Source organism: Pseudomonas sp. GM17, assembly GCF_000282175.2.
GTDB classification, from domain to species: domain Bacteria; phylum Pseudomonadota; class Gammaproteobacteria; order Pseudomonadales; family Pseudomonadaceae; genus Aquipseudomonas; species Aquipseudomonas chlororaphis.
The window spans coordinates 664,857-676,705 of record NZ_CP124732.1; the positions used below are offsets into that span (position 1 = coordinate 664,857).

Here is an 11,849-nt window from a genome sequence, read left to right on the forward strand (position 1 = left end):
TCAGGCCCCCTCGTGAACGACGGCGCGCCGCTCGTCACTGGCGTAATGGCCCAGCAGTTCGCCCAACCCACCGAAGACCGGGGCGTCGGCCTGCCGCAGGCGGTTGAGGTCCTGATGGCCGGTGCTGACCAGCAGCGGCTGCCAGCCGACGGCCCGCGCCACGTCGTAGTCGTGCAGGGTGTCGCCGATGAACAGGGTGCGCCCGGCCGGTGTGCCGAGCTTCTCCTGCAGCATCAGGGCCTCGGCGGTCTTGCTGGTGGCCTGGTTGTGGCTCAGCCCCACGACATGCTCGAAATGCCCGAGCAGGCCCTTGGCTTCCAGGGTCTTGCGCAGCACGTCGCAATGCGAGGCGGACACGATGGAGACGCCGATACCGGCATTGCGCGCCGCCTCCAGCACCTCGAATACCCCTTCGTGCAGCGGGCACTGCGCAACATGCGTATCGAAATGCTCCAGGTAGTGTTCGACGATTCGCGCGAAGGGCGTGCGCTGCAGGTCGAACCCCAGGGAGGCGTAGAAATCGGCAATCGGAAAGTCGAACAGCGCACGGTAGCGCCCGGCATCGATGGGCGGCACCGCATAGCGCTCGCCACAGCGATTGACCGCGCTGACCGCCAGGGCGATGTCGTCGATCAGGGTGCCGTTCCAGTCGAAGACCAGGTGTTCGATCCCCGAGAAGTGCAGTCGATCATCGATCATGGTCGGGTTTTCTCCGCAAGAAGGGCGTTGAGGGCGATACGCGAGGCGATCGCCGGTGTGTAGAGCTTGCTGGGCTCCATCACCAGGTTGGTCACGCCAATCTGGGTTTCCAGGGCCCGCCGATTGTTCGCCGAGACCTGGCCCAGGCCGGCGCCGTACCAATGATGGAAACGCGTGCGCCAACTGCGCTGGCCAACGGTTTCAGGAAAGCGGAAGTCTTCGGTGGTGGCCATGCTCCAGGCGCCATCGACCACTTCGCACAAGCGGCCCTGCAATTGGCGAAAGCCCTGGCCGCCCTGCAATACCTGGTCGATGTGGTGGTCGATGCAATCGGCCTCCAGCGCGCCGATGGTCATGCCCTGGCTGTACAGCGGGTTCATGCTGCTCAAGGCATCGCCGACCACCAGCAGCCCGGCCGGCCAGTGCTCGACCCGATCGAAGTGCGTGCGGCGACTGCCGGGCATCTTGAAGGTGTAGACCGGCGACAGCGGCTCGGCGTCGCGGATCACCTCATGGATATCTGGCACCGGAAGCGCCGCCAGCGCCTGCAGGAACTCCTGCGGGTCGTTGCCGGGAAAGTGACCGAACCAGCCACCGGTGGTGACCATCCAGCGGTCGCCTTCGATCGGGCTGATCACTCCCATGGAACGCTGCAACGGCGCCTTGGGCAGCACCAGCAGGACCTGCCACTGCTCGGCATAGGCCGGAAGACGCCGGTAGATGCGCGACGCATAACCCAGCTCGGTCTTGACCACGCTGGTCTCGACTTCGCCGAAGCCGGCCTCTTTCAGCCACGTCGGCAAGCGCGTGCCACGCCCGCTGGCGTCGACCAGCAGGTCGCAGCGCAGGGTCCGCTCGCCGTGGCCATCGTCGACGGTCACCGCCTCGACCCGCCGGGAAGGATCGACCCCGGTGAACTCGATCTGCGTGACCCGGGTGCTCGACAGCACCTCGATGTTCAGCACGCCGAGCAGGGCCCGGCGCAGCTGGTTGTCGATCAGGCGCCGGCTGCAGTAATGGGCATAAATGCCACTGCGGTAACGGTTTTTCCAACGCCCGCCCTGGTACCACTTCACGTCGTGACCCAGGTCGGCCACCTGCGCGCCGCCCTGCTCCAGGGCGCTCAAGGTGCCGGGGAAGATGCCTTCGATAATCTGCTTGCCGCGCAGCAGCAACAGGTGGACGTGGTGCTCCTGGGGCAGGCTCTGGCGCGGCCCGGTCTCGTCGAAGAAATCGCTCTTCTCGATCACCGTGACCCGCTGGAAACGCCGGGCCAGGACCGCGGCCGTCAGGCAGCCCGTCACGCTGCCGCCGATGACCACGGCATGGCGACCGCCCGTGGCGGTATCAGGCTGGGGAGTAGTCATTGAGCACCTTTGCAATGTAGGCCAGGTCGTCGCCCGCCAGGCCCGGGTGCAGCGGCACCGTGGTCAGCGAACGCAGCAACCGGGCGGCGTTGGGGCAATCGCGGCGGTACTGCGCCAGCAGCGGCAACTGGTACAGCGGCTGGTTGTCGTACTTGCCGATGTCCGAAGGGATGCCGTGACGCTGCTGGTAATGCACCAGTTCACGCCCGTCGTGCCCCACCGCCTGCAACAGCAAGGCATAGGCGTTGGCCTCTCCACCGGGGGTCAGCGGCAGTTCGCGGATCGCCGGGTTGTCCAGTTGCTCCAGCAGCTGCCGGCGGTTGGCCTGGCGCTGGTGCAAGCGGCTTTCCAGCTGCCGCGAACGCGCCAGCCCGAGGGCGGCCTGTAGGCCGCCGAGCTTGAGGTTGATGCCCAGGGTTTCGCCGGTGAGGTTGCCGAAGCGGGTGTAGGCGCGGATACGGCTGGCACGCTCATCGTCATCGGTCATGACAAAACCGCCCTCGCCGGTGGACATGAACTTGCAGTCGTGGGTGCTGAAGCAACTGATGTCGCCATGCTGCGCCAACCAGCTGCCGTTCAGGCGCGTCAGGTGCGCATGGGCCAGGTCCTGGATCAGCGGAATGCCGGCCTGGCGCGTGGTGGCCCAGGTGGTATGCGAGGCGATCGGATACCCCCACATCGGCACCTCGATCACCGCGCAGGTACGCGGGCCGATGCAGCGTTGCAGGTCATCCGGGTCGAGCCCGAAGTTGTCCGGCGCCACATCGCAGAACACCGGGACCAGGCCCAGGGACAGGATCGGCAGGACGGTGCAGATCGGGCACGTGGGCGCGACTATCACTTCGTCCCCCGGCTGGAACCGCACGCCGGCCAGCGCCGCGGTGACCGAAGCGGCCCCCGACGACACGGCGATCACATGACGCACGCCGTACAACACGGCAAGCGCGGTCTCGTAGTCCTCGACGATCTGCGAGGTACCGGTCAGCCCTGTCGCCAGGGCGCGTTGCAGCTCGGGCACATCGTCGGCGGTATCGTGGCCACACTTGTCCGCGATGACCCGGGCCTGTTGAGCAAGGGCCTGGTTCATGGCGCCACCTTCCGGCCGACCATGTCCCACACCTCGGCATCGGCGAACACCCGGTCCACCATGCGCCGGAAGTTGGGGAACATCTTCAGCTCGGCGGTTTCCTGGCGGCTGAAGAAGCGCGCGTTTTCCACCTCGCGCTCCGGCGGGCAAGCCCGCAGGTCGGTGGCGGTGAGGTAGATCAGGTCCAGGTGGTAATGCGGCCCGCGCTTGTCATCGATGTATTCGCAGAGGATCCGGTAAGGCTGGTGCAACACAGTGACATCGGTCTCGGCATCGGCCAGTTCCAGGTCACGCTCGCCCAGCAGGGCGGCGTGAATCCCGGTTTCTTCGTAGATCTCGCGCAGCACCGCCACATCAGGGGTTTCCCCCTGTTCTATGTGGCCGCCCGGATACAGCCAGACCCCCAACTTGCGGTGGTGCAACAGGAGCATCTTGCGGTCGGGGTTCAACACGAACGCCGAGGCCGTGAAATGCCGGTCCAGGGTCGAACGATCAAGAACGTCCGTCATCATGCGGCCCCGTACTGGTTGATCCGTTCGGCCATGTAGTCCAGTTCGGCGCGGGTAATGTCCGGATGGACCGGGATGGTGGTCATGCTGGCCAGCAGCGCCTCGGCGTTGGGGCAGTCGTTGCGGTACTGGGCCAACGCCGGGAACTCGTAGAGCGCCTTGCAGCCGTAGCGCTTGATGTCCGACGGGATGCCCGCCTCGTCCAGATAATCGATGAAGGCCCGGTTGTCGGCGAAATGCAGCTCCAGGTTGAGGAAGTAGTAGTTGGTCCGTCCGTCCTCGATGATGACCTTTTCTCGCACCTTGCTGTGGTCGAGCTGCTGCAGGAAGTAGGTGGCATTGGCGCGGCGCTGCTCGATCTGCGCGGCCAGCGAGTCCAGGCGGTTGGCGCCCAGGGCGGCAGGCAGCGCGGCCAGCTTGTAGTTGAGGCCGAAGTCCTTGCCGTTGAGGTTGCCGAAGCGGCTGTAGTCGCGGCAACGCTGGGCCAGTTGGTCGTCGTCGGTGAGGATGAATCCTCCCTCGCCGGTGGCCAGCGGCTTGCGTTCGTGGGTGCTGAAGCACGACAGGTCGCCGTAGGCCGACAGCGGCCGGCCATTGAGGGTGCTGCCATGGGAATGCGCCAGGTCGAGGATCAGCTTGATCCCCAGCTCGCGGGTCAGGCCTTGCAGCTCATCGACTTCGGTGGGGTAGCCCCACATCGGAATATCGATGATCGCCCGGGTCCGCGGGGTAATGCGGGCCTTGATCGATTCCGGGTCGGCGCCGAAACCATGACGGCGGGTGTCGACGAAGATCGGGTTGGCGCCCGCGGCGATGATCGGATAGATGGTGCACAGCGGGCAGCTCGGCGTCAGCAGGACGTCGTCGCCGGGACCGACGCCGGCGGCGTAGATCGCCACGCTCAGGGCCGCGCCACCCGAGGAGACCGCGATCGCATGCCGCGCCTCGAACCAGGCTGCCAGCTTGGCCTCGTATTCGCCCACCACATCGCTGGTGCCGGACAGCGGCCGTTCCAGGGTGTTCTGCAAAGTCAGCAGATCGTCGGCGTACACCGGACGGTATTTGTCGGAAACGGAGATGCGGGCGGTGCTGGACAGATTAGAGGACATTGGTCTGGGCTCCGAGAAAGGCTGGGGACTTGGCGGCATGGGTGGAATGGAGGGCAAGCACGGGGGCGACATCGGCGCGGGCGCTGTCGGCATGACAGATCTGCTCGATCACCCGGAAGGTCGGCAGCAGGCTCTCGAAGCTGGCCTCGTAAGGCGTACGGTTGCGCACCGCGTCGAAGAACTTCTCCAGTTCGCCGAAATAGCCGCTGCGCTCATAACCCGAATCCAGCGGCCCTGGCTGCCACGCGCCGCGCCAGCGCTTGGCGGTGCCGGTTGCCCCGGTGCCATGCACCGGTTCGTGCAGGGTGATGTTCCACAGGTTGTTGAGCTCGACCATCATCGAATTGGAGCTGACGATCTTCATGTCGAATTCGAAGTACGGGAACATCGTCCCGCTCAGCAGGCTGACCGTCGCGCCGGAGCTGAAACCGAGCTCCAGGCTCACCAGCAGCGAGTCCTCGTGGCGCTGGACCCGGGATTCGATATCGCGCAATTCGCCGCCGCCGAAGGTCACGCCAAGGTCGATGGTGTGAATCGCCTGGGCCAGCAGGAACGAACGCAGCGTGGAATCCAGCCCCCACAGCGGCGCGGTGGGTTTGCTCGCATAGTGGTTGAGCTGGATGTGCACGACCTTGCCGAACTGCTCGGTGCGCGTCATATCGCGCAGCTGGCGCATGGGCTTGGCATATTTGAAGTTCATGCCCACGCCAGTGACCACCTGGGCCTGGCGCGCCGCGCCGATCAGGTATTCGAGCTCGGCGAGGGTGAAGCACGGCGGCTTCTCGACGAAGACATGCACGCCTTTGGCCATTGCCTTGATCGCCAGGTCCCGGTGCGCCTGGGGCGGACACGCCATGACCACCGCATCCAGCGCAGCGGTATCGAGCATCTCATCGAAGTCGTCGGTGATCGCGACCTCGGAAATGAAACGGTGAATCTGTCCGGCGCGGGTCAGGTCGCTGTCGCACACGGCGACGATGCGAATATCCGGCATTTGCAGAAGCGTGGGCAGCAGGTTTTCTTGCATCTGCGCGCCGAGACCGACGATGCCAACTCTGAGTACAGTCATAACCATCTCCATCCTGGAAAAGTGGGTACTGCGTCATGAAAAGGTTGGACGAACGACTACACGGGATCCGCCTCGGGTCACCTGCGGAGTGAGCCGATCCGGTCCGACATTCGCTTCAATCGAGGCAGGATTGCCTCAGAACAACGGATCACCTTTACAGAGTCCGTTCGGGCTGTTGCCCAGGGTCACCCGGGTGGAACACTCGGATGTTTCTCGCCACACGCCGACACCCGGCTGATGCCGAGGAGTCATAGAAGCGTGATAGACAGAAGGGATAGCGCCGCGAAGGCAATAGGAAGGAGGGGAACCAGGTCGAATCGAACGCCGGTGGCAATGAGCAACCTGGTCGAAAACCTGGATCGAAGAATTGTGGCTTCGTTTAAAAACGGAACAACGACCGAAATGCCGATACGCATGCATGGCTGAATCATCCTTGAAGCGCTGTTTCTATCCCTTGTTATGCAGGAGCTCCGGTTCCGTGAGCCCTTGCTTTGCACACACCTCATCAATGTGTGGCTTGGAGGTATAGATCAGCCTTTTTCGGAGCGCAAATCAGTTGCTATATCGTTTCATCATATTGTTTTGAGTAATCCGGACATAAGGCAACGGGCCATATAGGCCCGGAGCCGGCGTCGTTGAACCCGCGGCCAAATTGACCCGCGCCATCCATTGCGTCTTTTGCGCAAGCGTCGCGACGACCGGGCATAGCGGGTTGCGCAATCTCACGACCTGAGGCCGCACGGGCCCTGGCGCTGAAGTTTGATCATTGTTGAGGATTATTGATTCGGATTATCCAGCCCCTACGGGCAACATTGCGCTACGCCTTGAGCGACAGGCAGGCATCGCCTCGCGTCAGCTCAAGCGTGTATCGGGGGCAAGCTCAGGAAACCGCAATGTCAACTTTCAACACTGGGAAACAGAACATATGTGCATGTCGAACAAATGGCTCGTAGGAATTGTCCTGAGTTGCGTATTCCAGGCCGGCTGTGTCTCGAAGGTGGCGCAGCAAGGGCAATATTCGGGCTTCTTGCCTAACTATGAGGGCCTGGAAGAACACACCACGCCCAGTGAGCAGACAGTGCTGCGCTGGGTAGCGCCAGGGTTTGATCCTCACGCCTATTCCACCGTCGTGTTCAAGGAAGTGATGCTGTATCCCTCGCCGAAAGCGACCGAGCGGGTCAACCTGCAAACCCTCAGGGACCTGCAGGTCAACGCCAGCAACAGCGTAAGGAACGCATTCGCACCGTCCTACACGGTCGTCTCGAGTGTGCGCCAGGCAGCGCCCCATTCGCGGACCTTGATCCTGCAGGCGGCAATCACCCAGGTCAGCGCCAGCAACGAAGGCATGCATTGGTATGAGGTCGTCCCCATCGCTGCAATCGTCGGCGCAACACAGGCCGCTACCGGTCATCGCGATCAGACGGCGGAGCTGTATCTCGAAGCCGATTTGATCGATGCTAAAACCGGTTTGCCGGTCGCCAAGATGGTTCGCAAGGTGTTCGGCGAGACCTTGGAAAATGCCAGCCAGCCGATAGTCGCCAATGACTTCAAGGCTGCATTCAAAAGCATGACAAACGACATGCAGACGTTGCTTTCCAAGCAGTAACCAGCGCGCAGGCCCGGGTGCAAACGTTGCATTGCATCGAAAGGTTCAGGGTTTCAGGAACGGCAGTCGCGCTGCGTCTGCAAAGACAAACCGCCAGGCCGGGTAACGACGGCCAATGAGAGTCCGACTTGATGAAAATTTTCAGCTTTGCCTTATCGGCCTTTGTATTGCTCGCCAGCTCCGGTGCGATGGCGGCGACGGTGGTTCCATTAAAGGGCCAGACTTCCCAGACGATCCAGCAAGACACCAGCGCCTGCCAGTCGCAGGCCAACGCGCAGTTCCCGACACAGAACACCGTGCCGGCCGGCGGCCGGGTAAAAGGCGCCACCACCGCGGCCATCGCCGGGGCCACTGCCGCGGAGGTCCGGGGTCGGCAACATGAAAACGTCTACGACCAGATCGACGACGATATCAAGCAGGACTATCGCCAGAACCGTGCACGCAGCGCCGCGACGGCCGGGGCAATGATCGGCGCGTCGAGACAGCGCCAGGAACGCAGGCAGGACCTGAAAACCAGCGAACAGAACATCACCGCCAATAACTCGGTGTACACCAGTTGCCTGCAACAGCGTGGCTACAACGTCCTGCCTTGAGCCGCCGGACTTTTACACAGCGCAGGCATTCTTGATGCAGATTGGAAAATCAATTTCGCATGCTGCACTGGAATGCCTGCACGTTCGCCCCTCCCCCCTGCCCCATCTTTCCTTCTCCCTCTGCCTGCAATCCTTGTCCAGCGGTTCACGGCAATACGACACGACGGATATGACTGGCCGCAAGCTTGTGCTTGAATAACAGGCCGTCCGATACACTGCCTTGCACTTTTCGGATGGCGCAGATGACTCGCACTGAGCATCATCGCTGCCTGCGATTAACTCCCGTGGATTTCCTTGCTTGATTCCAATGAGACTTTTGATGGGCTGTTCCAGCAGTGTCCAGTGATTCTCCCTGCACTTCGCGCGCCCATCCGCGCGCCATCGACGCCGTCTCTATACTCAGCCAGAACCACCTGAACGAAGGATTCCCATGCGCTACGCCTTCAAGCTGAAAAACGACGCCATGGTTGTTTTCGACCCGGATACCGCCTTGCTCTCTATCACTACACCTCTTGGAGAGGTGCAAAACTCCACGATAGGCAGGGCTGAATCGCGTCTACTGAATCTGCTGCTGATGGAACCGGGTCAGACTAAAAGCCGCGAAGAGATCATCGACTACACCTGGAATGACCGTGTCGTCGCCTCCGGCAGTTTGAATCAAGCCGTTTTCTCCCTTCGCAACATTCTCAACGACAGTCGAGATCACGAGATCTTGATGACGGTTCCGCGAAGAGGTTATTGCTTCAATCGCCAGTATGTAGTCAATGCGCCCGCCGACTTGCCGATGCCGCCAGATACCGCCGCACAACCTGTCGAGCCGGTCATGGAAGTGCTGGAGGCCAACCCGAAAGAAGCCCTGCCGTTGCCTTCGGAAAAAGCCAGGCCATCGACTCGCATCACCAAAGCCCAGTTGATCGGTTACATCCTGACCTTGGGCGTGTGTGCCTTTACCGGTTTCCGCTCCGGCTTCGACACGCCGAAAATTGAAGTTTCCAGCATAAAACAGAACGATCTGGTCATTCATGCAGTGGCCAACACGGTCGCCGAAGCCCAATCGCTGAGGGATCTTTCGGCGAAACAGGTTCAACAGTCACCCGAGTTGAAAGGCCAGGTCTGGTTGAATCTCGCTAAATCAAACTATTCCGTTTCGTGCGTCCGCCCGGATCTAAGCACTGCAAACCTGCAATCGCACAGCGAACAGAAAGATCTCGCACTGATGATCCGGCAATGTTTGGAAGCCACCCTATGAAGCCAACAGTATCGACCGCCCATTGGCTAGTGCTGGGAGCCATTAACGCCGCGTGTATTTTCTCGCTGACTTACTCGCCCACTCACTACATGGAAAACATCAGTTATCAAACCATCACCCAACAATGGCTGGAAGATTCGAACCAACTCAATACGGAAGAGTACATGACCATCGGGCACGGTCGACTTACCCAAACCACGCTGGAAAGCCTGAACGGAAAAATTCGTAACTCTACTATTTCAGCGGACGTTATCCGTGAGAGTAATCATCACGTTCAAATTAAAATCAGGACCGTCAAGTTAAGCCAGGATAACGAACTGTTCGCCATCGAAAAGACGCCGGATCTTTTTTTCAAACGCCAATACGTCCTGCAAGAAGGCGCTGTTCTAAATTACGAACTGATCCCCACTACCGATAAAAACACCATGTGCGTTTATGTGCATGAACTGAGTCGTCTGCGCTGCATGAACCACTAGTCACTGCCACGCCCCACCCGAGCTTGACCAGGCGACAGGGGCTTGATGCCCGTTGTCCGCCAATGCTGATTCAAGCAGAAAAATAATAATCACTGATTTGAATCAGACGCTCCCTCCCCCTCAATATCTCGCCATTGTCGCGTTCGGAGCCCTGCCTGTTGCCCCCGGCAGAAAACCGGCTCCGCGGCCCTCATTCAAACACTCTTGCGGGTGCCCGATGCAAACGTACCTTTTTTTGCGAGTCGTCAAATCGATGATAACCAGGATCCTGGCAGTGCTCTCTTTGGTTGCACTGCCCTTTTACTCGGCGGCGCAAAACGAGCACTCCAGCGCCAGCACCGAGATCGAGTTCTACCAGATCGAGTTGAGCCCGAACGAAAAACTGAAACTGTCGCAGTTGAAAATCTACTTTGAAAATGAACAGCATAACGACGAAGGCACGATGGATCTTCCTGTTCCTTTCCCGCCACCGGACGCGATTAATGAAGTTCAAGACTATTCATTAATTTCCATTTGATCATGGCTCCTTAGCGGGCTGGCCGGACTTTGAAAAAACGCAACCCGCTATTTGATCATCGACCACCTGAGTTCTGACCTTAATACGCATCGCAAGACTATCCACAGGCCACGGCTGACGCTGTGTTCTGCCTGAAAATCATTAATAGGGAACGCACATCAATGCTGCTGAAAAATCTCGTAACCGTCTCTTTGGGTGCCGTGCTTTCGCTCAAGGCCATGATCAAGGATGAGGAAGTCTACCGGCCTGACCTGACCACTATTGAAAACCGCAAAAAGACATTGGCCGATGAACAGTCCAACTACAGGATTCGCAGCGACTATCCAGCCAGCGATTACTTTGCCTTTGATGCAGCGGCCATCGACCCAACAGCTCAGAAAACAGCGATCTTCGGTTCGAAAACAGCGTTGTGCAAACTTCAAAACCTGAATTTGCCAACAAGCGATACGTACGTTTTTTCAGCAGCACTGGAGCTTACCCCAGAGCCATCGACGCCTGAAAAAACCGTTTAGCACTATCCATTGGCTGAAGAGTATTCAATTCCATGCGCAACATCCCTGATGACGTCTTTCATGTAACGTCAAGTCCCGCGGGCACTCCCAAGAGAACGATTGGGTCGTGGGGGATGAACCTCATTCCATCAGAGCGCAAAGCAAGCATTCGACAACACAGGCTCATTCATAGCTCCAGGTTCCAATGCAGCAGGCTGGAGTTCGATTCAACCGTCACCCTGACCGGTTCGGTTCCCCATGGCTTTGTGACCTTTGTCATTTCACAGACTTCCGTCGGCCGTCCGCTGGTGAACAACCACGCACTGCGGCCTAACGAAATCGTCGTGCTCTATAGCCGCGAGCCCGTGCATTACATTTGCGAACCGAATGAAACCATTTTCATCCTGAGCACGACGCTGGAACATTATGCACAGTGCCTCAAAGAACATTCGGTGATTGATGTATTTGCACATCGAAAGGAGCAGCGCTTTCAGGCTGCGAACTTCAAGCTGATTCAAGCTGCCCTGCAGAAAATTGGCACTTATTTTATCGACGCCAAACAGCGCCGCCGCGCCGCCATTGAAAGTGTTCTGCTGGCTTCTCTATTACGGGCCCTGACGCCTGCTAATCGCTCCGAACTTTACCCTCCGAGAAGAAGGAAAGTCGCGACAGAAGTCATGGATTACATTCACCAGAACACCAAGAAATCGCTCAACATCACCGCGCTGGTCATGCAGTTTGAAACCACCTCGCGCAGTTTGCACCACGGCTTTTCCGAAACTTTCGGAATTTCGCCGATCGCCTATATTAAGAACCTGCGGCTCGCCAATGTTCGTCGAGACTTGATCCGCAACACCTGGCCAACGGTTACCGAAACCGCGATGTATTGGAACTTCCACCACCTGGGCCGGTTTTCCAAGGCCTATCAGGACGCCTATGGGGAGCCTCCGTCAGAGACAGCCAGGCGCAACGCCACGAACTGATGGCTTCGCAGCTCCCTGCAGCGGCACCAAGCCCAAGAAATGACAATCAATAGTTTTCATCCGCCAAGCCCAATGGCCAATATTGATTATTTCC

At 59.6% G+C, this 11,849-nt stretch carries 13 protein-coding genes; 7 read left to right on the forward strand and 6 right to left on the reverse strand.

From position 1 onward, the window contains the following. Genes PMI20_RS03065 through PMI20_RS03090 form a run of 6 tightly spaced genes read right to left on the reverse strand, consistent with a single transcriptional unit; the run spans nt 1 to nt 5,840 of the window. Complete coding sequence (locus PMI20_RS03065) at nt 1-699, reverse strand: HAD family hydrolase (protein ID WP_007924532.1); 699 nt, start codon at nt 697-699, stop codon at nt 1-3. Beyond that, complete coding sequence (locus PMI20_RS03070; RefSeq protein WP_007924531.1) at nt 696-2,066, reverse strand: NAD(P)/FAD-dependent oxidoreductase; 1,371 nt, start codon at nt 2,064-2,066, stop codon at nt 696-698. The genes PMI20_RS03065 and PMI20_RS03070 overlap by 4 nt, the downstream gene beginning before the upstream one ends. Then, entirely contained in the window at nt 2,047-3,153 is a 1,107-nt protein-coding gene (locus tag PMI20_RS03075) for a DegT/DnrJ/EryC1/StrS family aminotransferase (RefSeq protein ID WP_007924530.1), read from the reverse strand. Before PMI20_RS03075 ends, PMI20_RS03070 begins: the two co-directional genes overlap by 20 nt. Next, a complete protein-coding gene (locus PMI20_RS03080) occupies nt 3,150-3,662 on the reverse strand; it encodes an NUDIX hydrolase (protein ID WP_256593449.1) in 513 nt (170 codons plus the stop codon). The genes PMI20_RS03075 and PMI20_RS03080 overlap by 4 nt, the downstream gene beginning before the upstream one ends. Then, a complete protein-coding gene (locus PMI20_RS03085) occupies nt 3,662-4,771 on the reverse strand; it encodes a DegT/DnrJ/EryC1/StrS family aminotransferase (protein WP_007924528.1) in 1,110 nt (369 codons plus the stop codon). Before PMI20_RS03085 ends, PMI20_RS03080 begins: the two co-directional genes overlap by 1 nt. Then, a complete protein-coding gene (locus PMI20_RS03090; RefSeq protein WP_007924527.1) occupies nt 4,761-5,840 on the reverse strand; it encodes a Gfo/Idh/MocA family protein in 1,080 nt (359 codons plus the stop codon). The genes PMI20_RS03085 and PMI20_RS03090 overlap by 11 nt, the downstream gene beginning before the upstream one ends. A 925-nt stretch (nt 5,841-6,765) precedes the next feature. Here PMI20_RS03090 and PMI20_RS03095 point away from each other — a divergent pair. The 7 genes from PMI20_RS03095 (at nt 6,766) to PMI20_RS03125 (ending at nt 11,755) form a co-directional block, all read left to right on the forward strand. Beyond that, the gene (locus tag PMI20_RS03095; RefSeq protein ID WP_007924526.1) at nt 6,766-7,446 is read left to right on the forward strand and encodes a DUF3313 domain-containing protein; all 681 of its coding nucleotides are present in this window, start codon (nt 6,766-6,768) and stop codon (nt 7,444-7,446) included. 131 nt (nt 7,447-7,577) lie between these two features. After that, entirely contained in the window at nt 7,578-8,039 is a 462-nt protein-coding gene (locus PMI20_RS03100) for a hypothetical protein (protein WP_007924525.1), read from the forward strand. 430 nt (nt 8,040-8,469) lie between these two features. Continuing rightward, complete coding sequence (locus tag PMI20_RS03105; RefSeq protein WP_007924524.1) at nt 8,470-9,288, forward strand: transcriptional regulator; 819 nt, start codon at nt 8,470-8,472, stop codon at nt 9,286-9,288. Further along, nucleotides 9,285-9,764 carry a hypothetical protein gene (locus PMI20_RS03110; RefSeq protein ID WP_007924523.1) on the forward strand — a complete coding sequence of 160 codons (480 nt, stop codon included), beginning with the start codon at nt 9,285-9,287 and terminating at the stop codon, nt 9,762-9,764. Before PMI20_RS03105 ends, PMI20_RS03110 begins: the two co-directional genes overlap by 4 nt. 274 nt (nt 9,765-10,038) lie before the next feature. Beyond that, complete coding sequence (locus PMI20_RS03115) at nt 10,039-10,281, forward strand: hypothetical protein (protein ID WP_007924522.1); 243 nt, start codon at nt 10,039-10,041, stop codon at nt 10,279-10,281. Nucleotides 10,282-10,442: 161 nt separating this feature from the next. Then, nucleotides 10,443-10,793 carry a hypothetical protein gene (locus tag PMI20_RS03120; RefSeq protein WP_007924521.1) on the forward strand — a complete coding sequence of 117 codons (351 nt, stop codon included), beginning with the start codon at nt 10,443-10,445 and terminating at the stop codon, nt 10,791-10,793. Between the two features lie 32 nt (nt 10,794-10,825). Beyond that, on the forward strand, nt 10,826-11,755 hold the full coding sequence (locus tag PMI20_RS03125; RefSeq protein WP_007924519.1) for an AraC family transcriptional regulator: 930 nt from the start codon (nt 10,826-10,828) through the stop codon (nt 11,753-11,755). The last annotated feature ends 94 nt before the right edge of the window (nt 11,756-11,849 follow it).